The sequence below is a fragment of the Streptomyces sp. NPDC002577 genome, assembly GCF_053594815.1.
The window spans coordinates 55,675-80,840 of record NZ_JBSFWK010000041.1 but is presented as its reverse complement, the minus strand read 5'-3'; the positions used below and the strand labels follow the sequence as shown (position 1 = coordinate 80,840).

The following is a 25,166-nucleotide window of genomic DNA, read 5'->3' as shown; positions in this document are numbered from 1 at the left end:
TGCACGGCGACGGCACATCGTGAACAGGGGAGGACTACAGTCCGTGACCGACACAGCGGGATACGACGGCGGCACCGTGACCAACTGGGCAGGCACCATCACCTTCACGCCGAACGAGGTGCACCGCCCCGGCTCCCTCGACGAGCTGCGTACCCTGGTGGCCGGCAGCCGGAAGGTGCGGGTCCTGGGCAGCGGCCACTCGTTCAACCGCATAGCGGACAGTGAGGACGTGCTGCTGTCGCTCGCCGCCCTGCCGCCGTCCGTCGAGGTCGACACGGCAGCGCGCACGGTACGCGTGGCGGGCGGTGTGCGTTACGCGGAGCTGGCCCGGCGCGTCCACGAGCACGGGCTGGCGCTGCACAACATGGCCTCGCTGCCCCATATCTCCGTCGCGGGGTCCGTGGCGACGGGCACCCACGGCTCCGGCAACGCGAACGGCAGCCTCGCCGCCCCGGTGCGCGAGGTGGAGCTGGTCACGGCGGACGGTTCGACGGTGACCATCAGCCGTGGCGATGACCGGTTCGGCGGGGCGGTGGTGGCGCTCGGTGCGCTCGGCGTGGTGACGGCGCTGACCCTGGACCTGGAGCCGGGCTTCGAGATGAGCCAGCACGTGTTCACGGACCTGCCGCTCGACGGGCTCGACTACGCGGCGGTGTCGTCGGCCGCGTACAGCGTGAGCCTGTTCACGGACTGGCGGGGCCCGCGCTTCACACAGGTGTGGCTGAAGCAGCGCGCCGACGCTCCGGTCCCCGACTTCCCGTGGGCCCCGCCCGCCACCGAACCCATGCACCCCGTGCCGGGCATGCCCGCCGTCAACTGCACGCAGCAGTTCGGCGTTCCCGGGCCGTGGCACGAGCGGCTGCCGCACTTCCGCGCCGAGTTCATGCCGAGCAGCGGTGCCGAACTCCAGTCCGAGTACCTCCTCGATCGCTCCGACGCGCTCGCCGCCCTGCACGCGCTGGACGCGATCCGGGAGAAGATCGCGCCGGTCCTGCAGATCTGCGAGGTCCGCACGGTGGCCGCGGACGACCAGTGGCTGAGTCCCGCGTACGGGCGCGACACAGTGGCCCTGCACTTCACCTGGGTGGCGGACACCGAGGCCGTGTTGCCCGTGGTCTCTCTCGTCGAGCACCAGCTGGCGCCGTTCGCGCCGCGGCCGCACTGGGGCAAGGTGTTCACCACCTCACCGGCCACTCTGCGGCAGCGTTATCCGCGTATGTCAGAATTCGTCGAGCTGGCCGAGTCGCTGGACCCGGTCGGGAAGTTCCGTAATCCCTTCGTACGCCAGGTGCTGGCAGGTCGTGTGGAACGGCCGGAGCAGATCTGACCAGCGCCGGGACACACCCGCGGAGCGCCCGGCCCGGCCGTCCGCCCGGCGTGCACGCGCCGGCCCGCCGCCGGGCGGACCGGACCGCGCGGGACCGCGCGACTTTCTCCAGCCCCTTTCCTAACCCCTTGTCGAAAGTCCCGTGACGCCATAGCCTTGCGCCTCGCCAGAGATCAGAGGGACGGAGGGGGCAGTCCGGTGGGGAAGCGCACGTCCCGGGACATCCGCACGGCGAACCGCTATGAAGTGCTTCGCCAGATCATCGCCGAGTCACCCACGTCGCGGCAGGAGCTGGCGGCCGCGACGGGACTGAGTCTGGCGACGGTGGCCACGCTCGTCGGGGAGCTGCTGGAGCTCGGGATGCTCACCGAGGTCGGGTTCGAGGACTCTGCGGGCGGGCGCCCGCGGGGCCTCGTCGCCGTCAATGCGCCGGGGGGCGCGCTGATCGGTGTCGACATCGCCGAGACATACGTCCGCGTCGAGCTGTTCGACCTGGCGCTGAACGTGCTGGGGCGCGCCGACGAGGACGTACGCGCTGGTGAGAACCGTCCCGAGCAGGTCGTCGCCCATGTCGCCGCCGCCGTCGGCTCGGTCGTCGCGCAGGCGGGCGTGGCGGGCGCCAGGGTCCTCGGCGTCGGGGTCAGCGTGCCGGGCCAGGTGGACCGCGAAGGCGGCGTCTCGGTCTACGCACCGAACTGGGACTGGCACGACGTGCCGCTCCTCGATCTGCTGGCCGCCCACATCGCGTATCCCCTGCATCTGGACAATCCGCTGCACGCGTGCACCGTGGCCGAGCTGTGGTTCGGCGCGGCACGCGGGCGTGGCGACGCCGTGGTGGTCAACCTCGGCACGGGTGTGGGCGCCGGGTTCGCGATGGGGGGTGAGCTGCACCGGGGTGTGACCAACAGCGCCGGCGAGTGGGGCCACACCACGCTGGTGCTGGACGGCCGGCTGTGCCACTGCGGCAACAGCGGCTGCGTGGAGACGTATGTCGGGGCGCCCGGCATCATGCTCAATCTGCGGGAGCTGAGCCCCGGCAGTCCACTGCTGCACCCCGAGGACCAGACGGCGACGATCGACGCCGTGGCGCGCGGAGTCGCCCAGCAGGACCCGGTCGCGGTCAAGGCCGTGCAGAACACCGGCCGTTACCTCGGAGCGGGCATTTCCGACCTGGTGAACCTGCTCAACCCCGAAGTGATCGTCCTCAGCAGCTGGGTCGCGTCCGCGCTCGGTGAGCCGCTGCTCGCCGAGGTGCGCGAGGCCGTTGCCCGGCACGCGCTGAAGCGGCCGCTGGCCGCCACCGAGATCGTCCTCTCCCCCATTCCCACCGACCCGGTGTGCCTCGGCGCGGCGACCTTCGCGCTGGAAGGGGCGCTGTCTTCCGTGGGCCAGAAGCCCGGTGGCCAGCCCCAGAAGAAGAACACGGGCGGCAGGACCGCCACCCGTCGCACCACCCCTGCCAGGAGCCGTACAGCACCGCCTTCGTGAAGTGACGGTGACGACGGAAGGGATGCACTTGACTTCCTCCCCCTCGGAAACGAGGGGGAGTCCTACGGCTCGCGCCGCGGGGTTTCCTGCTTCATCGCCGACTGCCCCGTCCGGGAGGTCTCCCGTTGAGGTCTTACACCGGCTCCACAGGCCGCAACCGCCAGCCCGGCGGCCTTGAGATTCTTCGCTGCGTTCACGTCCCGGTCGTGCTGGGCTCCGCAGTCGCACGTCCATGCACGTACGTTCAGCGGCATCTTCGCGGCGATGGCGCCGCAGGCGGAGCACAGCCTGGTCGAGGGGAACCAGCGGTCGACGACCACCAGCTCCCGCCCGTACCAGGCGCATTTGTACTCGAGCATGGACCGCAGTTCGGTCCAGCTCGCATCCGCGATGGCGCGGGCGAGCTTGTGGTTGGTGACCATGGTGCGCACGGTCAGGTCCTCGATCACGAGCGTTTGGTTTTCGCGCACGAGTTGAGTGGTGAGCTTGTGAAGGAAGTCGCGGCGGCGGTCAGCGATCCGGGCATGCACCCGGGCCACCTTGTGCCGCACCTTGTCCCGGTTCTTGCTGCCCTTGGCCTTACGCGACAACTCGCGCTGAGCCTTGGCCAGACGCGCCCGGTCTTTGCGCTCATGCTTCGGATTGGTGATCTTCTCTCCCGTGGAGAGCGTCACCAGGGACGTGATCCCGGCGTCGATACCGACCGCCTCATCACTGGAGGGCATTGGGGCCGGGTTGTCCTCACACAGCATCGACACGAACCAGCGCCCCGCCGCATCCCGGCCGACCGTCACGGTCGTGGGCACCGCGCTCTCAGGGAGGGGACGCGACCACACACCTGCAACGGCGGGGCCAACCAGGCCTGGTCGAGGCAGAACTGACCGACCGGGGCGGGCCTCCCCCACTCTCGGCTTCGCTCAAGCGGGGGGACCCCCAGGTGCGGCGGCCCGCCCCGGCTCCGACACCCCTCAGCGTTCGGTATCCCGAACGGATACAACGCTTCGGGCAGACTTCGTCCAACCCCTTGCCGAAGCCTTAGCCGAAGGTTAACGTCCCGCACCGCAACGCCATCTGAGCCGCCTTCGAGACAAGGACGTCAGCCATGTCGGCAATGAGCAGCAGCAACTGGGACCGCCGCTCGGTACTCCGGGCCGCCGCCGGCCTCGCCGCCCTCGGCCCCCTGGCCGCGTGTGGCAGCAACAACGGCCGTGGAGGCTCGAGCGGCGGTTCGGGCAAGAACCTCGTCCAGTACTTCCACGCGTACGGCGAGGCGGGCACCGAGCAGGCCATCAAGAAGTACGCGAAGGCGTACACCAAGGCCAACGTGGTCACGCAGTGGATCACCGGTTCCGACTTCGAGAGCAAGCTCTTCGCGACGCTGCTCACCGACAACGCGCCCGACCTGTTCGAGTTCCACCCGCAGATCCAGCTCGTCAAGAGCGGACAGGTGGCGGACCTGACCGACATCATCGACCCGGTCAAGGACGACTTCAACCAGGCCGACATCAAGTCGCACACGGTGGACGGCAAGATATACGGCGTCCGGATGATCGACGACCCGCAGTTCTTCTTCTACCGCCCCTCGCTGCTCGAGAAGGCCGGCGTCGACGTGCCGACCACGCTCGACGAGCTGATCGAGGCCGCCGCCAAGCTCACCACGGGCAAGGTCAAGGGCCTGTTCCTCGGCAACGACCTGCACGCGGTCATCAACCCGATGATCTGGTCGGCCGGTGCCGACACCCTCGACGACAAGAACCAGATCGCCTACCACACGGAGGGCGTCGTCGAGGGCCTCAAGAAGATGCGCAAGCTGTTCACCAGCGGCAACCTGCTCCTCGGCGCCCCGGCCGACTTCTGGGACCCGTCCGCGCTCAACCAGGGCCTGTGTGCCATCCAGTTCTGCGGCATGTGGGCCATGCCCCAGATGCAGAAGGCGCTCGGCGACGACCTCGGCGTCATGCCCTTCCCGAAGGTCACCGACGCCGGCAAGCCCTCGGTCTACAACGGCGGCTGGTCGATGTTCGTCAACGCCAAGGGCAAGAACGTCGACGCGGCCAAGGAGTACGTGAAGTGGCTGTGGATCGAGCAGAAGAAGTACCAGGAGGACTGGGCCACCTCGTACGGCTTCCACATCCCGCCGCGCGCCTCGATCGCCGAGAGCGCCACCAAGCTCAAGTCGGGCCTGCCCGCTGAGGGCGTCAAGCTCTTCAACGAGTACGGGCACTTCGACAACATCGGCTGGACCCAGGCCATGATCACCGCGCTGGAGAACGTCTTCGCCGACACCGTCCGCAAGGGCGGGGACCCGGAGGCCGCACTCGACAAGGCGGACAAGACGGTCGACCGCGAGCTCAAGAAGCTCTTCGGATAGGCCGCCGGACGGGTTACGACATGTCGACGACCACGCGCGACCTCGCGCGCCCCGCCCCGGCCGAGGCCTCCAAGGCCCGGTCGCGGCGGGGGCTGCGGGGCAGCAGCACCTTCAACTTCTGGCTCTTCACCGGGCCGTTCCTCATCGGCCTGGTGATCTTCGTCTACGTCCCGATCGGCTGGAGCATCTGGCTCAGCTTCTTCGAGGCGCGCTTCACGGTCACGCCGAGCCATTTCATCGGGTTCGAGAACTACCGGTTCATGCTGGAGAACAACAACTTCACAGGCGCCCTCATCACCTTCACCGTCTTCGCCGCCTTCATCGTGCCCACTACCTGGGCACTGTCGCTGGGCCTGGCGCTGCTGGTGAACCGGCTGCGCTTCATGCGGGCGTTCTTCCGATCCGTGTTCTTCCTGCCGACCGCGTGCAGTTACGTCGCCGCCTCGCTGATCTGGAAGATGTCCATCTTCAACGGCGTCCGCTTCGGCCTGGCCAACACCGTCATCGGCTGGTTCGGCGTGGACAACATCGCCTGGCTGGTCGACCCGAATCCGCCGTGGTACTGGCTGGTCATCGTCAGCGCCCGCCTGTGGCTGCAGTCCGGCTTCTACATGATCCTCTTCCTGGCGGCGCTGCAGAACATCCCCGGGGAGCTGTACGAGGCCGCCGCCATCGACGGCGCGAAGCCGGGCTGGCAGACCTTCCGGCACATCACGCTGCCCCAGCTCCGCGCCACCACGACCGCCGTGGTCCTGCTGCTGCTCGTGGCCGCGTACCAGGCCTTCGACGAGTTCTACAACCTGCTGGCGAAGACCACCTGGGGCCGGCCGCCGCTCGTCGAGCTGTACTACACCGCCCTGGGCCAGAACCAGGACTACGGCGCGGGCAGCGCGGGAGCGGTCATCCTGACCCTGCTGATCTGCATCGTGACCCTGTTCCAGGGCAAGCTCCTGGGCTTCGGAAGGGGTGACGAGTCCAAGTGACCACCACCGTCCCCGAGACCGGGAAGCCGCGCCGGGCCAGGCGTGGCGGCGTCATGAGCTCCACCGGCCTCTACATCGCCACCGGCATCGCCGCCCTGCTCTTCCTTGTCCCGTTCTATCTGCTGGTCCGCAACGCCCTCTCCACCGATGCCGAGATCACCGGAGAGAACTGGCAGTTCTTCCCCACGAACCTCCAGTGGGGCAACATCAGCGAGCTGTTCGACGACCCGACGGTCCCCTTCGCGCGTTCCCTGTGGAACTCGGCGGTCGTCGGCGTCCTGCACACCGTCGGCACCCTGCTGGTGTGCTCGCTCGCCGGCTACGGCCTGGCCCGGATCCCGTACAAGCACGCCAACAAGATCTTCTACGCCGTCCTGGTCACCCTGATGGTCCCCTCGGCCGTCACCTTCGTGCCGAGCTTCGTGCTGGTCTCGTCGCTCGGCTGGGTGGACAGTTACCGCGGCCTCATCATCCCGGGCCTGTTCAGCGGTTTCACCTGCTTCCTCTTCCGGCAGTACTTCCTGGGCTTCCCGAAGGAGCTGGAGGAGGCGGCGCGCGTGGACGGGCTCGGCTACTGGGGTGCGTACTGGCGCATCGTCGTGCCGAACTCGCTGAACTTCTTCGCGGCGATCGCCACGATCACGTTCATCAACGGCTGGAACTCCTTCCTCTGGCCGCTGGTCATCGGGCAGGACCCGAGCGCGTGGACCGTGCAGATCGCGCTGTCCTCGTACATGACCAACCAGACCGTCAACTACCACCTGATCTTCCTGGCCACCGCCATTTCCATCCTGCCCCTGGTGTTCGTGTTCCTCTTCCTCCAGCGCTGGCTGGTGCAGGGGATCGCACAGACCGGCATCAAGGGCTGACCGAACAACCTACGGAGAGCGATGTCCATCCGCACCACCGAATCCACCGCCTATGTAGAAGACGTGTCGCCGGGCCGCGGCGGGCTGCCGCCGCGTGCCTGGTACGCCGCGTCGGACGCCGCCCGCCTGTCGCTGAACGGCAGATGGCGCTTCCGGCTGTCCGCCACGGCAGGCGCGCAGGACGAGTCGTTCGCCGAGCCCGGCTTCGACGCGTCGGGCTGGGACGCGGTGGCCGTACCGGGCCACTGGGTCCTCCAGGGCCACGGCGCGCCGATCTACACCAACCACCTGTACCCGTTCCCGGTCGACCCGCCGTACGTGCCGACCGAGAACCCGACCGGTGACCATCTGCACACCTTCGACCTGCCCGATGACTGGCCGGCGGACGGCGACGCCGTGCTGCGCTTCGACGGGGTGGAGTCGTGTGCGCGGGTGTGGCTGAACGGCGAGGACATCGGCGAGTTCAAGGGCAGCCGGCTGCCGCACGAGTTCTCGGTGGGCGGGCTGCTGCGGCCCACCGGGAACGTGCTGGCGGTCCGCGTCCACCAGTGGTCGTCCGGCTCCTACCTGGAGGACCAGGACCAGTGGTGGCTGCCCGGCATCTTCCGGGACGTGACCCTGCTGCACCGCCCCGAGGGCGCGGCCGTGGACTTCTTCGTCCACGCGTCGTACGACCACCGCAGCGGGGAGGGGACGCTGCGCGTGGACTCCCTCGTGGAGGGCAGGGTCACGGTCCCGGACCTCGGCATCGACGTGGCGACGGGCGAGCCGCTGACCGTGCCCGTCGAGCCGTGGACGGCCGAGACGCCGCGCCTGTACGACGGTGTGCTGGCCACGGCCGGTGAGCGCATCCCGCTGCGCATCGGGTTCCGCACGGTCGCCGTCGAGGACGGCGTCATCAAGGTCAACGGCAAGCGGATCCTGTTCCGGGGCGTGAACCGGCACGAGTTCCACCCGGAGACCGGCCGGACCCTGGACCTGGACACCATGCGCCGGGACCTGGTCCTGATGAAGCAGCACAACATCAACGCCGTCCGCACCAGCCACTACCCGCCCCACCCGGCCTTCCTCGAGCTCTGCGACGAGCTGGGCCTGTGGGTCATCGACGAGTGCGACCTGGAGACGCACGGCTTCGTCGAGCAGGCCTGGCGCGACAACCCCGTCGACGACGACCGCTGGACCCCGGCGCTCCTCGACCGCGCGGCCCGCATGGTCGAGCGCGACAAGAACCACCCGTCGGTGGTCATCTGGTCGCTCGGCAACGAGGCGGGCACCGGCCGCGGCCTGACCGCGATGGCCGAGTGGATCCACGACCGCGACCCGAGCCGCCTGGTCCACTACGAGGGCGACTTCAACTGCCGCGACACGGACATGTACTCGCGCATGTACGCCTCGCACGCCGAGGTCGAGCAGATCGGCCGGGGCCTGGACGGCGGCCCGCTCGGGCGCCGCGACCTGCCCTTCATCCTCTGCGAGTACGCGCACGCGATGGGCAACGGGCCGGGCGGACTCAGCGACTACCAGCGGCTGTTCGAGAAGTACGCGCGCAACCAGGGCGGTTTCGTCTGGGAGTGGATCGACCACGGCATCAAGGACGACCGGTTCGGCTACGCGTACGGCGGCGACTTCGGCGAGGAGCTGCACGACGGCAACTTCGTCTGCGACGGGCTGATCTTCCCGGACCGGACGCCGTCGCCGGGGCTCGTCGAGTACAAGAAGGTGATCGAGCCGGTCCGGATCGAGGGCGACGGCCCCGCGGGCACGGTGCGGATCACCAACGGGCACGACTTCGCCGACCTGTCGCACCTCGCGTTCGAGTGGTCGTACCAGGTGGACGGCGAGACGGTCGAGGCCGGATCGCTGGCCGTGCCGGGCCTGGCCGCGGGCGAGTCCGCCGAGGTCAAGCTGCCGGAGCCGCCCGCCGACAGCCGGGGCGGCGAGACCCAGTGGACGGTGCGCGCGCTGCTGGCCGACGACTCCGCGTGGGGCACGAAGGGCCATGAGGTCGCCTGGGCGCAGCTGCCCGTCACCGAGCGGGCGCCGGTGCCGGTCGCGGCCGGTGACCGGCCCACGGCGGGTGACGGGCTGATCCACCTCGGCCCGGCGTCGTTCGACGCCCGGACCGGTGAGCTGCGCGCCATCGGGGCGGTCGACGTCACCGGTCCCCGCCTGGACGTGTGGCGCGCGACCACCGACAACGACAACGGCGCGAGCTGGCAGGACGACGTCCGCTTCGGGCTGTTGTGGCGGAAGCTGGGCCTGCACCGGATGCGGCACCGCCTGGACGCGGTGGAGCTGACCGACGACGCGCTGACGGTGCGGACCCGGGTGGCGCCCGCCGCCTGGGAGGTGGGTCTGCGCACGGCCTACCGCTGGACGTCCGACGGCACCCGGCTGCGGCTCACCGTGTCGGTCACGCCCGAGGGCGAGTGGAAGGCGCCCCTGCCCCGGCTCGGCATCCGCTTCGGGCTGGCCTCGACGGCGGACCACGTGAAGTGGTTCGGCGGCGGCCCCGGCGAGGCGTACCCGGACACGCGGGCCGCGTCGAAGCTGGGCCTCTGGCAGTCGTCCGTCGACGACCTGCAGACCCCGTACGTCCGCCCGCAGGAGAACGGTGCGCGTGCCGACATCCGCTGGGCGGAGATCGGCGGCCTGCGCATCGAGGGCGACCCGGAGTTCTGGTTCACGGCCCGCCGCTGGACCACCGAGCAGCTCGACGCCGCGGATCACCGCACGGACCTGACGCCCGGCGACACGGTCTGGGTCAACCTCGACAACGGCCAGGGCGGCATCGGCTCCCAGTCGTGCGGTCCCGGCCCTCTGCCGCAGTACCTGCTGCAGGCGGAGCCCGCCGAGTTCTCGTTCACGTTCGTGGAGATCGATGACTAGCACTGTCACGCAAGCCGCGGCCGGACGGCTCTTCAGCCGTCCGGCCGCGGCCGCGTCCTGCGTCGGATTCGTCCTCATCGGCATGCTCCAGGCGCTCTACGGTCCGGCGGTGCCGGGCCTGCGCGAGGAGTACGGCCTGTCCCCCGCGGGGGCCGGACTCGGCCTCAGCCTGCACTTCACGGGCGGGGTCGCCGGCGTCCTGGCGTTCAACGCGATCCACTCCCGGATCAGCAACCGCTCGCTGCTGGCTGCCAGTTACACCCTGATGGCGCTCGGCGGCGCGGGCTTCGCGCTCGCCCCGGACTGGCCGCTCGCGCTCGCCGCCGCCTTCCTCGGCGGCCTCGGCTTCGGCGGCATCGACTACGGCCTCAACCAGCTGTTCGCCGTCGGTTTCGGCGACCGCTCGACGGCCATGCTCAACATCCTCAACGCGCACTTCGGCATCGGGGCGGTGCTCGGCCCGGCGCTGATCGCATGGACCGGCACGGACGGATACGGGTACGCCTTCGGGGCGTCCGCCGTGCTGTCGGCGGTGCTGGTCCTGTGCACCGGCGGTGTGCGCACCGAGGCTCGCACGCCGGACGAGTCGCCGGACGAGTCGCCGGTCGAGTCGCCGGTCGTCCGCAAGAACTCGCTCGGTCTCCCCCGGATCCTCGTCGGCTTCCTCGCCCTCTACATCCTCAACGTCGCGGTCGAGGCGGGCGTCGGCGGCTGGGAGCCCACCCATCTGGAGACCGTCGGCTACGCGTCCGCCGTCGCGGCCTCGGCCACCTCCGTGTACTGGCTGATGATGACCGTCGGCCGCTTCCTCGTCGTACCGATCACGCTGCGGTACTCGCCGGAGCGCATCCTCACCGTGTGCGCGGCCGGCATGACCGCGTGCCTGCTGCTGGCGCTGATACCGGGCGCTGCCCCGGTCGCGTACGCGGGTGTGGGGCTCTTCATCGCACCGGTGTTCCCGACCGGTCTGCCCTGGCTGAACCGGGCGCTGCCGGAGGCGAAAAGGGCAGGCGCCTGGGTGATAGCCGCCTCTATGATCGGCGGCGTCGCGGCCCCACCGCTGCTGGGCGTCGGCATCGAGGCGTCCGGCATCCACGCTGTGCCATGGCTGCTTACGGTCCTGTCGGCCGCCTCGCTCCTTGCGACGGTTTGGCTGATCAGGCTCACGAGGAGGTCCGCCGCATGAGCGGCAGTATCCAGGTCCGCGGCCTGTCCCGGACCTTCCACACCACCGTGCGCCGCCCCGGATTCGCGGGCGCACTCAGATCACTGGTCAGCCCGGAGCGGGTCGCGAAGCACGCCGTCGTGGACGTCTCCTTCGACGTGGCACCGGGCGAACTGCTGGCCCTGCTCGGCCCGAACGGCGCGGGCAAGTCCACCACCATCAAGATGCTCACGGGCATCCTCACCCCCACGTCGGGCGAGGCACGCGTCGCGGGCGTGGTCCCGTACGAGGAGCGCGAGCGCAACGCCCGCAACATCGGGGCGGTGTTCGGGCAGCGCACCCAGCTGTGGTGGGACCTGCCGGTCCGCGAGTCCTTCGCGATCCTGCGGGACATCTACGAGGTTCCGGGGGACGAACACCGCGCGCGGCTCGCGGAGTTCGACGAGCTGCTCGACCTCTCCTCCTTCTGGGACACGCGCGTACGGCACCTCTCCCTGGGCCAGCGCGTGCGCTGCGACCTGGCCGCCGCTCTGCTGCACGACCCGCAGGTGGTGTTCCTCGACGAGCCCACCATCGGCATGGACGTGGTGGTGAAGGAGCAGGTGCGCGAGTTCCTCCGCCACCAGGTCGAGGAGCGCGGCCGGACGGTGCTGCTGACCACGCACGACATGACGGAGGTCGAACGGCTCGCCGAGCGTGTCGTACTGATCAACCACGGGCGGCTCGTCCTGGACGGCACCCTGGACGAGATCCGCCGGAAGTTCGGCTCGACCTGGCAGGTGCGGGCCACACTCGCCGACCCGCACGCGCGCGTGGAGCCCCTGCCGGGGATCACGCTGCTGCGCCGCGAGGGCCCGCAGGTGGTCTTCGGACCGGACGGGCCGACGGCTCCGACCGTCCACCAGGCGCTGAAGCAGGTCATCGAGCGGTACGAGGTGACGGACATCGCGATCGACGAGGCGGACCTCGAGGACGTGATGCGGACGGCGTACGTCCAGGCGGACGCCCAGACGGAAGCCCAGACGGACGCCCAGACCGAAGTGCAGGCGGGAGTCCGGGCGGGGGGCGAGTGACCATGGCCGCCGTCCACGCGTGGCGGGCCGCCCGCGTCACCCCGCTCGGCGAGCTGCACTCCCCGCCCCGTATCACCGCCGAGCTGCTGCGGATGACCGTGCAGGTGGTGCTGGTCGCGTCGCTGTGGCGCGGCCTGTACGCGGCGAGCGGCACGACCGCCGGACTCGACCGCGAGCAGGCCGTCACGTACGCCGTGCTGGCCGTCCTGGCCACGCGGGTGCGTACCCTCGACCAGTACGCGGGCCGGGACAGCGTCCTGCAGCACATGCACTTCGGGACGATCGTCTACTGGTACCTGCGCCCGCTGTCTCCCCAGCGGTACTACGCGCTCAGGGCCCTCGGCGAACAGCTCTACGGGCTCGCCTGGGCGCTCGTCGGATACGTGGTCTGTCTGGCCGCCGGCGTCGTCGAGCCGCCGAAGTCGGCCGCCGTGGCCGCGGTGTTCGCGCTCAGCGCGGTGCTCGGCCAGTGGGTCATGTACTACGTGATGCTGGTGATCGACCAGCTGTGCTTCTGGACGCTCCGCAACGGCGCCGCGATGCTGATCCTGATCTTCGCGCAGAACCTTCTGTCGGGCGTGTACGCGCCCCTGTGGTTCTTCCCGGACTGGTTCATCACGCTGAGCGGCTTCCTGCCCTTCCAGGCGACGCTGAGCGTGCCGCTGTCGCTGTACGTGGGCCGCATCCCGCTGTCGGACGCGGGCGGTCAACTCGCCGTACAGGCCGCCTGGGTGGTGGCGCTCGCCCTGTTCACCCGGCTGCTGTGGCGGCGGGCCGCCCGGCGCGTGATCTCGCAAGGAGGCTGACCCTTGAACGCGGTGCGCATCGCCTGGCGCATCACGCGCCTGAACTTCCGCGCGCAGCTGGAGTACCGATCCGAGTTCCTGATGATGGTCGCGATCGGCGCGGTCTGGCAGGTGTCCGTGATCGTGTTCGCGACGGTGCTGCTGACCCGGTTCACCGGCATGGGCGGCTGGGACAGCTCGGACGTGCTGCTGATCCCGGCGACACGGATGCTGGCGCACGGCCTGTTCGTGCTGTTCCTGGGGCGGGTGCACGGCCTGGGCCGGCACATCCAGGAAGGCGTGATCGACACGTACCTCGTCCGCCCGATGCCGGTCTATCGCCAGCTGCAGCTGTCGTACTTCCCCACCAACGCGATCGGCGACCTGACGGTGGCGGCGGGCCTGATGGCGGGCGCGCTGACCCGCAGCGACCTGGACTGGACGGCGGGACGGATCACGTATCTCGTGCTGTGCGTGCTCGGCGGCATGCTCCTGGAGGCCGCCCTGTTCACGGCCGTGGCCTGCGCGTCGCTGCGCTTCCCGGCCGCCGACTACTGGGGCCGCTGGCTGGAGGAGCTGCTCGGCACCTTCGGCAGCTATCCGCTGAACGTGCTGCCGAAGGCGGTCGGCGGCTTCCTGACGTTCGGTCTGCCGCTCGCGTTCGTCGCGTACTTCCCCGCGGCGGTGCTGACCGGCCACGGCTCGGGCACCGGCGTGCCGTACTGGCTGGCGGCGGCCTCCCCGCTGCTGGGAGCGGCCGCGTACCTGGCGTCCCGGCTGCTGTGGAAGTGGAGCCTGCGGCACTACACCGGGGTGAACGGATGACGGCGGACACGCGCGGCCGAGCCGTATGCCGCGCGTGTCGTCGAGACATACGGCCGCGCCCTCGTCGTCGACTCACCCCTCGTGCGACGACTCCCTGTGCCACTTGAGGATCTGGTGCTCCGGGTCCCCGGTGTACGACCAGGGCGTCCGTGTGGCGCGGGTGCCGAGGAGCCGGAAGAGCGGGGCGGCGATGTCCGTCAGGCCCGCAAGACAGGCGGCGTGCGTCAGGCAGTTGAGGGCGGGTATCTCGGCGGGCGGCACGGGGCCGTCCGCGCGCTCCGCGATCCAGCGCTGCCAGGTGCGCCGTACGTCGCTGACGGCGCCTTCGTGGTCCCAGTGCCGGCTGACGCCGACGAGGGTGCCGTGCTGTCCCTTCACCCCGTCCAGCATGTAGCGGTACTCCTCCACGCGCGCGTACTGCACCAGGACCGGCAGCGAGGAGCCGGGCGGCGCCACACCGGCCGCGTCGCGGGCGAAGTCGTACATCAGGCCGTGCGTGCCGTGCCAGCGGGACGAGTAGTAGTACAGGACCTGGAGGTGGCCCTCCAGGTTGTACGGATCGCGGTGGTGCAGCTCGTCCCACCACTGGCCCAGTTCCTGGCGGCGCACGCCGGCGGGGTAGAGCCGGGCCACGGAGATCAGGGAGATCCAGGGCGTGGGGTCGTCGGGGTAGGCGTCGGCGGCCTGGTAGCAGGCCATCACCGCGGCGTCGATCCGGTTCTGGTCGATCGGGGCGCCGCGGCCCGCTGCGATGGCCAGGTTGAAGGCCCTCGCCGTCTCGGTCGCGGCCCGCAGCACCAGGGCGTCGGCGCTGCGGGGTTCGGCGCCCAGCCAGGACTCCACCGTGGAGCTGCTCGCGCAGGCCTGCGCGAGCAGCCGCACCCGGTGGCCCCGCGGGACCCATGATCCACCGGTGGCCCGCAGCAGGTCCCGTACGCCCTGCCAACGGCCGATGACGATGTCCTGGCGGGCGGAAGTGAGCAGCCTGTCCCCGCAGTCGGGGTCGAACTCGGGGGTGAAGCGTCTTCGCGCGGCCATCGCGGGTTGCTCCCTCTCAGAAGTCGGTGGGCAGGCCCTCGTGCTGACGTGACTGCTCGGCGACCGACGCGGCATTCCCGTCGGGGACGTAGTCGGTCTCGATGGCGCGGCTGGCGTCGAGTTTCGCGGGCCGGTAGTACTCGCTGCCCTGCCGCCAGTACCAAAGCATCGGGACGAGGCCGACGGCGAGTCCGCCGATGCCGATCGCGATCGCTGCGCCGTCCAGCTCGCCGAGCGACTCGACGAAGATCCAGAACATGAACAGGGCGCCGAGGAGCGGCCACAGCCCGCCGAAGAAGAAGTTGCCCGGGGACTTCAGCAGCATCTTGCGGTAGGCGACGACCACCGCGAGGCCGGCCAGTCCGTAGTAGACGGCGATCTGCAGGCCGATCGCGGCGATGGCGTCGGAGAGGATGTCGCCCACCGTGCCGAGGGCGTTGGAGGCCACGAACATCACCAGGGCCACCGCGCCGACCACGACGATGGCCACCCAGGGGGTGTTCCATTTGCGGTGCACCTGGCCCAGCGCGGTCGGCATGGTGCGGTCGCGGCCCATGGCGAACAGCGAGCGGGTGACCTGGATGAGCGTGGTCTCCAGCGTGGCGATGGTGGACAGCATCACGGAGATGATGAGCAGCTTGCCGCCCCAGCCGGGCCAGATCGCCTCACCCAGCGCGGCGAGGACGTTGGCGTCGTTGGCCTGGATCTGCTTGTCGGTGAGGATGACGTTCACCGCGATGGTGAACACCTCGAAGAGCAGGAAGACGATGCCGACACCGATGAGGCCCGCCAGTCCGGTGGTGCGGCGGCTGTCGCGGGTCTCCTCGCTGAGGTTGCTGGTGACGTCCCAGCCCCAGTAGTAGAAGGCGGCGATCAGCGCGCCGGACGCGAATCCGCTGACGCCGTCGAAGTGGCTGAAGCCCAGCCAGGACCAGTCGAAGGGCCGGGCGTTGCCCGTGTGCAGGAGCGCGCCGATCGCGAAGACGGCCAGGATGGCGAGTTCGACGCCGGACATGACGAGCTGGGCGCGGACGGTGAGCCGGGCCCCGCCGAGCACGACGAGCAGCATGACCACGAACCAGGCCGCACCGACGGTGGTGGCCAGCGCGGTGTTGTCCGCGAGCCCTTCGTCGAAGAGCGAGAGGGTCATCGAACCGGCGGGCAGCGAACCGGCCACCATGAAGATGGTCGCGGAGATCACCAGGGCCCAGCCGCTGATGAAGCCGAGGAAGGGATGGAGCGTGCGGCCGACCCAGGAGTAGCTGGCGCCCGCGTTGACGTCGATCCGGCCGAGGTAGCTGAACGCCAGCGCGATGCCCAGCATGGGTATCGCGCAGTACAGCAGCGCCGCGGGGCTGGCGAGGCCCACCGTGCCGACGAGGACCGCGGTGGTCGCGGCCAGGGAGTATGCGGGGGCACTGCCCGCGATCGCCATCACGACCGTGTCGACCGTGCCGAGGACGTTGGCCTGGAGACCTCTGCCCCTGAAGTTGCTCATCGATGTGCTGCTTTCCGTCGTACACGACGCGACAGCACGGCGGGGCCGACGACGACGTGCGGTGAGGGTGGGGACGGGAACCGGCCACCGGTCCGCAGGGTGGGGCACTTTGGGCATGGGGCCGGTGGCTTGACGGACACCGTTCAGCCACATAGCCGGGCGGACCGTCGCACCAGGTGGCTGAGATCATAGCCGCACTGATTGAGCATTCAAGATGAATCCGGAGGATTCTACACCGGATGACAAGCCCTCAATTCAAGCCACAGCCAAGGGGGCCCGACACTCGTCGTTCCATTACATGGGCACGGCAACCAATTCGGGGCGGGTGGCCACTAACGGCCGAACCACGGCAGCCGATACCCGAGCCGAAGGAACGCCCATGACAACTCCACCCCCTCCCCAACCCACACCCCACCGCAGACCCCGGCGCTTCGCGCGTCCGCTCCTGATGGCGCTCTCGGGCGTCCTCGTAGCTGCGGCCGGAGCGCTGGTACCGGTGGTGGCGAGCGGCGCCGAGGCAAGCTGCTCGGTGGACTACTCCGTCACCGGTCAGTGGGACGGCGGCTTCCAGGGATCGGTCGCTGTCACCAACCGAGGCGATTCCGTGTCCAGTTGGACGCTGACGTTCGAGCTGGGCGACGGCCAGAAGGTCACCCAGGGCTGGAACGCCGACTGGTCGCAGTCCGGCACCACCGTGACGGTGAAGGCCCCCAGCTGGAGCCAGTCGCTGGACACCGGCGCCACGGCCACCGCGGGCTTCCTGGGCTCGCTCTCCTCCTCCGCCGTCCCGACGCCGCCGACGTCCTTCGCACTGAACGGCAGGCCCTGCGACTCCGGGGTGGACACGAGCCCGAGCGCGACGGCCGAGCCGACCTTCAGCGAATCGACGAGCCCGACAGCCACCCCCACGGCAACGGCAACCGCAACCCCGTCGCCGACCCCGACCCCGACCTCGACCGATGCCGCAGACGAGTGGAACCCGCCCGCCGACCTCGTCCAGCCCCTCGACGAGGTCTGGAACCACATGGCGTCGACCTACCCCGACATCTACGGCTTCAAGAACTACGGCTTCGACCAGGTCATCGCCAATGGCGGCAGCATCAACTACTGCGTCCGCTGGGAGTCCGACAACCCCGTCTCCACCACCCTCCGCGACAAGATCCAGACGCAGCTGCAGAAGCAGTTCGGGAAGTGGATGTCCGCCCTCACGGAGAACGGCAAGGGCTACAACAAGTGGCCCTACGCCGGCGTCCCGGTGAAGGTCGTCGGCTGGGCCGTCAAGGACCGCTCCCTGCTCCAGTGGAACGACGACTCGGTCGACATCTACGTGGGCAACCTCGATGACGGAGGGGTACCGCAGTGCGCCCCGCCCTGCGGCCGCTTCTTCCACCAGGACGCCGACTACTCCCAGTGCCCCGGCGGAGCGGCCCACCACTATGACCAGTCCCTCTGGCTCACCAAGGGCATGGGCCTCGGCGGCGCCGGCGGCGACTGGGGCCAGCGCGTCGACCAGGAGTACTTCACGGGCGCCCTGGACGCCGAGAACGTACACATCTATCTCCATGAAGTCGGCCACACCTTCGGCCTCGACGACTTCTACGACTGGACCCCGACGGGCGTCGGCGGCTTCATCATGAACGCGGGCAGCGCGACGGAGATCACCACGTTCGACACGTGGATGCTGCGCGACTTCTGGCGCCACATCAAGTCGCGGTACGGCTACTGACCCCGTTGCTCCCGCACCGGCCACCCGCCCCAAGAGAGGTTGGGCGGGTGACCGGTGCGGGTCACTTCAGGCGTACGGTCGGCCCGTTGGCGGAGTGCGAGGACACGGCGTCATACGTTGCGCCCCTCGGCCCGGGCGGTGATGGTGCCGAACCGGCCGCGAAGGCCGCTGCGGCGTGGACGACTCGGGGACGGCGGTAGGCGAGTCTGGTGTACGGGTCTCATGCGCAAGTTTCATGCGCGGGCGATGACCAGGAGCTCTCCGTCTCCAGCCCCGACGGGTTCGAGGTTCCAGCCGCCGTATACCCGCTCGACTTCGAAGCCCGGCGGTCAGCCCCGCGTCGGCGGCGAGGACGGGCGGGTTGGACGCCACCCACGCGTCGCGCTGCTCCTCACCGATGCCCTGCTCGATGCACTCGGCCAGTGCCGCGGCCCGGGCCTTCGCCAGCTCCATGGCCGCCTCGGTGACAGCAGTCTTGGCGCCGGCGTCGTCGCAGATCAAGCAGTTGTCATCGGCAGAGCCAGAGTTCGGGGCTTCTGAGTGATGTGCGAGGGGGAGGGTGCCGGCTCGGGTTCACCCTCGGCGGCGGTGCAGATGTAGACACTCACGCCAGCAGGCTGGTTGCGTATGCACCATCTCCCCGGGGTGGCGCGAACCGGAAGCGCGTTACCAGGGCACCTCTCCCTCGTCGTCGAAGAAGCGGCCCGTCGGCCCGTCGGCCGGCACGGTGGCCAGCCGGATAGCGGCGGCTGCGCCCTGTTGGGGGGTGCGCACTCCCCGGAAGCCGTTGAGGTCGGTCGCCGTGAAGCCGGGGCAGACGGCGTTGATCAGGATGTGGGTGTCGGCCAGTTCCTTGGCGTACTGCACGGTGACGGCGTTGAGGAACGTCTTCGACGGCGCGTAGGCGATGGCGATGGGGCCCGTCTCGGCGCCAGGCGTGGTCTGGAGCGTGAGGGAGCCGACGCTGCTGGAGACGTTCACGATCCGCGGCGACGGCGAGCGGCGCAGCAGCGGCAGCAGGGCGTTGGTGACGCGGATGACGCCGATCACGTTGGTCTCCACGGCCGCCCGTACCCGGTTCACGTCGACCGTGGTGGGCTCCTGCGGTCCGCCGCCGGTGATCCCCGCATTGTTGACGAGCGCGTCGAGCCGCCCGGCCCGCTCCTCCATCAGCCGAGCCGCCGCTGTCACGCTCGCGTCGTCGGTCACGTCCAGCGGCACGCCGAACGCGTCGGCCCCGGCCGCGCGCAGCTTGTCCACAGCGGCCTCGCGCCGCTCCTCGTTCCGCGCGCCGATTCCGACGGACCAGCCGAGGGCGCCGAGCCCGGCGGCGATCTCGTACCCGATGCCCTTGTTGGCCCCGGTCACCAGCGCGATCTTGTGGTGGTTCACGGTGTTCGTCTCACTCATGACGTCGATACTTCTCCCCCGCCGGGCAGGGCGTCCAAGACCGACTGGGTGGACGGCGATACCGCCCGGGTATCGCTCCTGGCCGGCCCGGTTAGGCTGGCGGAGTGGAGACACGTGAGCTGCGGTACTTCGTCGCGGTCGCCGAAGAGCTGCACTTCGGCCGGGCCGCGCAGCGGCTCGGGATCGCCCAGCCCCCGCTGTCGCGGGCGATCGGCGGGCTCGAACGGCGCCTGGGCACCGTCCTGCTGGAGCGCGGCAGCCGGGGCGTCGCCCTGACCGGGGCGGGGGCGGTGCTGCTGCGGGAGGCGCGGGCGGCGCTGGACGCCGTCGAGGCCGCCGAACGGCGCACCCGCCGGGCCGCCCTCGCCGCGACGGGCCGCCCCGCCGTGGTCCTGGCCGCGAAGGCGGGCGCCTCCGGTGAACTGCTGGCGAAACTCCTCGACGCCTACGCCGCCGAGCCCGGCGCCGTCGCCGTGGACGTCGTGCTGTGCGGGCCGGGCGAGCAGGCACGGGTGCTGCGCGACGGCCGGGCCGACGTAGCCCTGCTGCATCGGCCGTTCGACGACACGGCCGGCTTCGACACCGAGGACCTGCACACCGAGGGTCAGGTCGCGATCCTCCCGGCGGGCCACCCTCTCAGCGCCCGCCCCCACCTGCGGCTCGCCGAGGTCACCGACCTTCCCGACCTGCCCCTGCCCCGCTGGCCACGCCCCGACGGCACCTTCCCGGACGGCCCCGGACCGCAGGTGCGCGACCACACGCAGCTCACCCAGCTCATCGCCCTCGGCCGCGCCTGCGCGGTCGTCCCGGAGTCGGGCCTCACCGGCTTGCGCGAGGACCTCACCGCCGTACCGGTCCCCGACGCCCCCCACGTCACCACGGTCATCGCCTGGCCCCCACACAGCCGCTCGACGGCGGTCGCGGGGCTGGTGCGCGCCGCCGCCGCCCTGTGACCGACGGCGGTGAACGCCGGGAGGGCATGCTGGATTCGGGTCTGCTGCACGATCGGGTGACATCTGAACTGGCTTGCCCTGCAGGGCGGGTGGGAAGGATGTCGCTGCGCCCAAGCCTTATCCCGAGGAGTTCCGCGAGGACGTCGTGCGGGTCGCGAGGAACCGCGGTCCGGGCGTGACACTGGAGCAGGTGGCTGCACCCACCGCACCTGGGCAAAGCGCGGCCACACCCCGGTCATCCGGGTCCGCGGACGCTCCCAGCGCCGCTACTCGATCGCCGCCCTCACCTGCTACAAACCCGGCGAACGCTCTCGCCTCATCTACCGGCCCCGACGGCACACCGACCACAAACAAGGCGGACGCCGCAGCTTCACCTGGACCGACTACCGCGACCTCCTCATCGCGGCCCACACCCAGCTCGGCGGCCCGATCGTGCTCGTCTGGGGGCTACGCCCGCGAGGCCGTTTCGGCCGCAGTCGGCTGGGCCTTCGACCACATCCACTCGGAGGGTCCGTCCGTCATCGCGGTCACTCAGGAGGCCAGCCGATCACGCCGCCTCCTTGAATCCATCGGCATGGAGCTCATCAGCAGCTTTGTGGAATGGGGCGCTGCTCAGACGCTGTACTCCATACAGCGTCAGGATCATCGCGTCGCCCCGTAGTCCTCGCTCCGGTCACGCTGCCAGCCTCTCGACTGGGGTCTCAACCGGCCGAGCGAGCGGAGCTGACCGTGGAAGTGACGAGTTGGGCCGCCCCGGGCCTCGCAATGCGGGGGAAGAGAGCGAGCATCAGTCCGTGGCGATCAGCAGGTCTTGAGTCACACCGTCCCGCCAGCTGATGCTCACCGCACCATCCGTAACATCCTGAATGTCGAGCGTCATGAAGGAGATGTCGTCCTCCGGCACGGTCATGGCCGGCAGCCGGAGGGTGTGGAGAAGGTGTCCGGTGTCCGCGTCGAGGACGAGCAGCTCGGCGCGGATCCGGCGTCGACCGTCCGCCCCGGTGAGGAACGGCTGGCGTACGACGTACATCCGGCCGTCGGCGATCACGCCGGAGCCGTACTCCTGGCCGGTGGGGGCCCTCAGTTGCCAGGTGCGGTGTCCGTCCTTGGTGTCGTAGGCACGCAGGAGGGTGTCGTGGTAGCCCCGGCCCTTCGTCGTGTCTGAGGCCAGCACCACGGTGCCGCCTCCCGATCCGACCGGGTTCCACGAGTCGGTGGACAGGTCGGCGCGTGGAGTGGCACCTTCGCGGTTGACGTCGAGTATGTGGACGGCGAGCGACTCATCAGCGTCCGGCGCCGGGCCGACCACCAGTGTCTGTTCGTCGGCCCTGACCGTCTGCTTCGGGTCGTCGGTGCGCTTCTGCCAGAGGGGCTGCGGTTGTCGACGCCGATCAGGAGGTTGTACTGCTCCTGGTCGGGTGTCGTCACGTTGCACATCACGGCTATCGCACTCAGGCGGTCCGGCAGGTCGTACACGGTGTAGACGAGTACGCCGGGGCAGGTCTTGGGCGTCTTCACCGTCCATAGACTCCTGCCGTCGCGCTCGTCGAAGGCGCGCACGGCGCCAGGTTCGTGGGTGACGGCCTGGCCGCCGGCAAGGCTCACGAGCCTGTAGCCCTCGACGTGCCGGAGCTCCGTGCGCCACAGCTGCTTGCCCGTGCGCAGATCGATGCCGACGAGCTTACCGTCGGCGTACACGGCCACCACGGTGCGTTTCGACACCGCGAAATTCCACACGAGGGCGTAGTCCGAGTCCCGGCGCTCGTAGCGCCAGTACTCCTTGCCGGTCCGCAGGTTCACCGCCTTCACGCCCGTGTCCGTGGTCTGTAGATACAGTCCCTGCGCCAGGGCGTGGAATTCGTCGTCCGTCGTCCGTCGTATGACGTGCCCGGGTGCGACCGGGGCCTCGGTGGCGAAGGCGGCGGGGAAGGTGCCTTGCGCGCCGGTGACGAGGTCACGATGGTCGTACCACTGCGCGAGCTGGGCCAGCAGCACGAACACCATCCCGATCACCGCGGTCAGTATCGCAATGCGCGGCGCGGGTCCCCCCAGCAGACGCATGGGTCTTTTGTCGTCGGTCACAGCAGCCCCCTCAGTCCGTGAAATTCGCGCCGCAGTTGGGCTCGCTCGACGCTGAGATGCCGAGGGCACCCGCAGTCGATGGGCTCATTCCGCCCGTGTTTGCCGGAAAGTCCCCGGGTCTTTACGTGCGGTGATCGCACAGGAGACTCGTTGCCAGGGGCAAGGGTTGTACCGGCGGAGAGAAATCGGCCTCGTCGGGCCGGGGTGGCGGTCACCGGCTACCTGGCATCGCTACGCAAGCGATCACAATTCACGCTTCAGCGGCGACGTTCTCAGCAGCAGCTCGAACGAAAACGACGCCTGCTCCGTCGGAGTTGATGAGGCCGGGCACGTCTCCGGGCTGAAGGACATCGCTGGGGTCCACGGCAATCGACACCACGCACGAACGCTCGTTCCAGCGCACGACAAGGGCCAGGAGGACTGGCAAGGGATGTCCTCGGCCATCACAGCATCTACTGAGCCGGAGCTGATGCTCCAAGAGGAGGTATGTCGATGAAGGCTGCGCTCGCGGTCGGCCGGAGCGGATCCACATGGGCACTACTGGCGGCAGCCACCACCATCACGGTGTCCGTCGCCTGCACGCCGTTGAGCGGTGGCGGTGAGTCCGCGGCGTCTTGTGCGTTCGTGGTCGAGTACGAGAACCGTACGTACTCGGACGTGGCCAACGTCGATTTCACGGTCGGGGACAAGCTCGGTACCGCTACCCAACCGCCATGCGACGACACACCCAACGACGATGACGACGGCTCGCCGGCGACCCCGACGACTGCCTATGCGGTCGAGGGGCTGGACCCCGGCATCGCCATCGCGGTGGGAGGCGCACCCGGTGACGCTGTCTTCGTCGCCGTCAAGTCCGACGAGGGGCTGCCCCCTGAGGTCAAGAAACTGATCAACGGCTCTTGACGCCGAGCGCGGGGCGCTGCCGCGTAGGCGGCGGCGCCCCGCGCCGGTCGCGATGCGCGCCAGGCCGCCGTGCGCTGCCACCTGTACGACACCAGTCGCACGAAGAGCATCCCCAGTGATGCCGGGCCCGCACAGTCGTCTGGACCTCCTCAGAAGAGTCCGCTGACCAGGCCAACAGCCCAAACGCCGTAGGTCTTCCCTGTATGCCTGCGGCAGGTGCTGGGATTCCTGCTGGATCGCTGAGCCGTGTCGGCTCAAGCTAACCGCGCCCGATCACCAGCCCGTACTCCAGCGCGCTCGTCGACGACGGCAGCCCCAGGCTCTTCGGTGTCAGGGCCCGGGAGCCCGTCGCCGTCGGGCCCTGGGCGGTGCCCGGGAGGAGCCAGACGCCGCCCTTGGCCGAGTTCTCGCCGGGTGCGCCTGTCGCGAGGTCCGCGTGGCCGTCGGCGTCGTAGTCCTGCAGTCGGACCGAGGCGCCGAAACGGTCGCCCTGCTCCGCGGTGCCCGGGACGCCGGTGGTGTTCTGGGTGAAGCCGACGCTCGAAGCCGTGCCGTCGGAGGTCAGGAGGCCGGTGGCGGTGCCGCGTACCAGGATCACCATGCCCGCGTTCTGCTGCGAGCCGACCGCCTCGTACGGGTCGCCGATGGCGAGGTCGGCGTAGCCGTCGCCGTCGACGTCGCCCGCGGCGACCGCGGTGCCGAGGCGGTCCTCGGACTCGGCGGTGCCGGCGATGCCCGGAGTGTCCTGCTGGATCTCCTGGGTGCGGGCGCCGAAGCCGTCGGACTTCGAGCCGTACGCCACCTTCACCAGCCCGCCCTTGAACACCTCGGCGCGGCCCGTGGAGTAGTCCGCGCAGTCCGGGTTGTCGCCGACCTCATAGTTGGGGTAGCAGTAGCCGAGCACCAGGTCGTCCGTGCCGTCCGCGTCGAAGTCGCCGGCGGCGAGGGAGACGGCGGAGGCCGTGGTGCTCCACAGCTGCTCCGGGGCGCCGCCCTGCCAGCGGTAGACCGCGACGAATCTGCTCTCCGACGCCGAGACCGAGACCGCCAGGTCGTCGTCACCGTCGCCGTCGAAGTCGCCGGTGGCCAGAGCGCTCACGCCGCCGAGGTCCGCTCCGGTGATCTCCCCGCTCAGGGTGTCCGGGGAGTCCGCGGTGAGCGGGCCGGGACGCAGCACCACGCCGCCGTGCTCCTCGCCGCGGAGACTGAGCGCCAGATCGGTGATGCCGTCGCCGGTCACGTCCCCGGCGGCGATCACCGCGCCGATCTTGGAGAACTCGCTCACGCCCCGCGCGACCGTGTAGCCGCCGCTGGTGAAGCCGGAGGCGGAGCCGCGCAGCACGGTGACGGTGCCGTGTTCGGCGGACTTGTCGGAGGAGAGAGACTCACTGGAGGCGCCCACGACCAGGTCGGCGTAGCGGTCGCCGTCGACGTCCGCGGCGGTCACCGCGGAGCCGAAGAGGTCACCCGCCTCGGGGGTGCCCGGCACTCCCTTCGTGGCCTGGCTGATCCGTACGGAGCCGTACTTGCCCGGGCCGGACGGACCGCCCCACAGGACGTTCACGTAGCCGGCCTTGGCCTTGTCGCCGACCTGGGCGGAGGGCACGCCCACCGCCAGGTCCGGGTAGCCGTCGCCGTTGAAGTCGCCCCGCGGCGTGGCGGTCTCGGTTGCCTGGGCGGCGGTGGGCGCGGTCAGCCCCAGCAGGGTTGCGGCGCAGACCACCGTCGCGGAGAGGATCTTGTTGCGCATCGTCGTCGGAACTCCTCATGGCTCGAGAGAG

At 69.9% G+C, this 25,166-nt stretch carries 19 protein-coding genes and 3 pseudogenes; 15 read left to right on the top strand and 7 right to left on the bottom strand.

Annotated elements, in window-relative coordinates:
- Nucleotides 1–43: 43 nt before the first annotated feature.
- Both ACWD4J_RS34580 and ACWD4J_RS34575 read left to right on the top strand, forming a co-directional pair.
- Complete coding sequence (locus ACWD4J_RS34580) at nt 44–1,327, top strand: FAD-binding protein (protein ID WP_451399449.1); 1,284 nt, start codon at nt 44–46, stop codon at nt 1,325–1,327.
- 198 nt (nt 1,328–1,525) lie between these two features.
- Nucleotides 1,526–2,815, top strand: coding sequence for an ROK family transcriptional regulator (locus ACWD4J_RS34575; RefSeq protein ID WP_451399448.1), 1,290 nt, complete (start codon nt 1,526–1,528; stop codon nt 2,813–2,815).
- Nucleotides 2,816–2,877: 62 nt separating this feature from the next.
- On the opposite strand, the pseudogene ACWD4J_RS34570 reads toward ACWD4J_RS34575, so the two are convergent.
- A pseudogene (locus ACWD4J_RS34570) lies at nt 2,878–3,708 on the bottom strand (RNA-guided endonuclease InsQ/TnpB family protein); the annotation flags it as partial.
- 209 nt (nt 3,709–3,917) lie between these two features.
- Here ACWD4J_RS34570 and ACWD4J_RS34565 point away from each other — a divergent pair.
- From ACWD4J_RS34565 to ACWD4J_RS34530, 8 genes are read left to right on the top strand one after another with little or no spacing between them, the layout of a single operon-like run.
- A complete protein-coding gene (locus tag ACWD4J_RS34565; RefSeq protein ID WP_451399447.1) occupies nt 3,918–5,186 on the top strand; it encodes an ABC transporter substrate-binding protein in 1,269 nt (422 codons plus the stop codon).
- A gap of 20 nt (nt 5,187–5,206) precedes the next feature.
- The gene (locus ACWD4J_RS34560; RefSeq protein WP_451399446.1) at nt 5,207–6,169 is read left to right on the top strand and encodes a carbohydrate ABC transporter permease; all 963 of its coding nucleotides are present in this window, start codon (nt 5,207–5,209) and stop codon (nt 6,167–6,169) included.
- Entirely contained in the window at nt 6,166–7,038 is an 873-nt protein-coding gene (locus ACWD4J_RS34555; RefSeq protein WP_451399445.1) for a carbohydrate ABC transporter permease, read from the top strand. Before ACWD4J_RS34560 ends, ACWD4J_RS34555 begins: the two co-directional genes overlap by 4 nt.
- A gap of 21 nt (nt 7,039–7,059) precedes the next feature.
- A complete protein-coding gene (locus tag ACWD4J_RS34550; protein WP_451399444.1) occupies nt 7,060–9,927 on the top strand; it encodes a glycoside hydrolase family 2 TIM barrel-domain containing protein in 2,868 nt (955 codons plus the stop codon).
- Complete coding sequence (locus tag ACWD4J_RS34545) at nt 9,920–11,113, top strand: MFS transporter (RefSeq protein ID WP_451399443.1); 1,194 nt, start codon at nt 9,920–9,922, stop codon at nt 11,111–11,113. The genes ACWD4J_RS34550 and ACWD4J_RS34545 overlap by 8 nt, the downstream gene beginning before the upstream one ends.
- A complete protein-coding gene (locus ACWD4J_RS34540) occupies nt 11,110–12,165 on the top strand; it encodes an ABC transporter ATP-binding protein (protein WP_451399442.1) in 1,056 nt (351 codons plus the stop codon). Before ACWD4J_RS34545 ends, ACWD4J_RS34540 begins: the two co-directional genes overlap by 4 nt.
- A 2-nt stretch (nt 12,166–12,167) precedes the next feature.
- Complete coding sequence (locus ACWD4J_RS34535; RefSeq protein WP_451399441.1) at nt 12,168–12,971, top strand: ABC transporter permease; 804 nt, start codon at nt 12,168–12,170, stop codon at nt 12,969–12,971.
- 3 nt (nt 12,972–12,974) lie between these two features.
- Complete coding sequence (locus ACWD4J_RS34530) at nt 12,975–13,775, top strand: ABC transporter permease (RefSeq protein WP_451399440.1); 801 nt, start codon at nt 12,975–12,977, stop codon at nt 13,773–13,775.
- Between the two features lie 72 nt (nt 13,776–13,847).
- Here the strand turns inward: ACWD4J_RS34530 and ACWD4J_RS34525 are convergent, their stop codons facing one another.
- Nucleotides 13,848–14,813, bottom strand: a complete 966-nt coding sequence (locus ACWD4J_RS34525) for a hypothetical protein (RefSeq protein ID WP_451399439.1) — start codon at nt 14,811–14,813, stop codon at nt 13,848–13,850.
- A 16-nt stretch (nt 14,814–14,829) separates the two neighbouring features.
- Nucleotides 14,830–16,311 carry an APC family permease gene (locus tag ACWD4J_RS34520; RefSeq protein ID WP_451399438.1) on the bottom strand — a complete coding sequence of 494 codons (1,482 nt, stop codon included), beginning with the start codon at nt 16,309–16,311 and terminating at the stop codon, nt 14,830–14,832.
- Nucleotides 16,312–16,525: 214 nt separating this feature from the next.
- Between ACWD4J_RS34520 and ACWD4J_RS34515 the strand changes: the two are divergent.
- Together ACWD4J_RS34515 and ACWD4J_RS34510 are read left to right on the top strand one after the other, a co-directional pair.
- Nucleotides 16,526–17,128, top strand: a pseudogene (locus ACWD4J_RS34515) (cellulose binding domain-containing protein); the annotation flags it as partial.
- A gap of 21 nt (nt 17,129–17,149) precedes the next feature.
- Nucleotides 17,150–18,037 (top strand): hypothetical protein, encoded by an 888-nt coding sequence (locus ACWD4J_RS34510; RefSeq protein ID WP_451399452.1) that lies wholly within the window; start codon nt 17,150–17,152, stop codon nt 18,035–18,037.
- A 666-nt stretch (nt 18,038–18,703) separates the two neighbouring features.
- On the opposite strand, the gene ACWD4J_RS34505 is transcribed toward ACWD4J_RS34510, so the two are convergent.
- Nucleotides 18,704–19,447, bottom strand: coding sequence for an SDR family oxidoreductase (locus tag ACWD4J_RS34505; RefSeq protein ID WP_451399437.1), 744 nt, complete (start codon nt 19,445–19,447; stop codon nt 18,704–18,706).
- 104 nt (nt 19,448–19,551) lie between these two features.
- On the opposite strand from ACWD4J_RS34505, the gene ACWD4J_RS34500 reads away from it, so the two are divergent.
- Both ACWD4J_RS34500 and ACWD4J_RS34495 read left to right on the top strand, forming a co-directional pair.
- Complete coding sequence (locus tag ACWD4J_RS34500) at nt 19,552–20,400, top strand: LysR family transcriptional regulator (RefSeq protein ID WP_451399436.1); 849 nt, start codon at nt 19,552–19,554, stop codon at nt 20,398–20,400.
- A 201-nt stretch (nt 20,401–20,601) separates the two neighbouring features.
- Nucleotides 20,602–20,844, top strand: a pseudogene (locus ACWD4J_RS34495) (IS630 family transposase); the annotation flags it as partial.
- 343 nt (nt 20,845–21,187) lie between these two features.
- Here ACWD4J_RS34495 and ACWD4J_RS34490 read toward each other — a convergent pair.
- Nucleotides 21,188–21,577, bottom strand: coding sequence for a hypothetical protein (locus ACWD4J_RS34490; RefSeq protein WP_451399435.1), 390 nt, complete (start codon nt 21,575–21,577; stop codon nt 21,188–21,190).
- Nucleotides 21,481–22,461, bottom strand: coding sequence for an outer membrane protein assembly factor BamB family protein (locus ACWD4J_RS34485; RefSeq protein WP_451399434.1), 981 nt, complete (start codon nt 22,459–22,461; stop codon nt 21,481–21,483). The genes ACWD4J_RS34490 and ACWD4J_RS34485 overlap by 97 nt, the downstream gene beginning before the upstream one ends.
- Before the next feature lie 513 nt (nt 22,462–22,974).
- On the opposite strand from ACWD4J_RS34485, the gene ACWD4J_RS34480 reads away from it, so the two are divergent.
- Nucleotides 22,975–23,385 (top strand): DUF6281 family protein, encoded by a 411-nt coding sequence (locus ACWD4J_RS34480; RefSeq protein WP_451399433.1) that lies wholly within the window; start codon nt 22,975–22,977, stop codon nt 23,383–23,385.
- 259 nt (nt 23,386–23,644) lie between these two features.
- Here the strand turns inward: ACWD4J_RS34480 and ACWD4J_RS34475 are convergent, their stop codons facing one another.
- A complete protein-coding gene (locus ACWD4J_RS34475) occupies nt 23,645–25,135 on the bottom strand; it encodes an FG-GAP and VCBS repeat-containing protein (protein ID WP_451399432.1) in 1,491 nt (496 codons plus the stop codon).
- Nucleotides 25,136–25,166 lie beyond the last annotated feature (31 nt).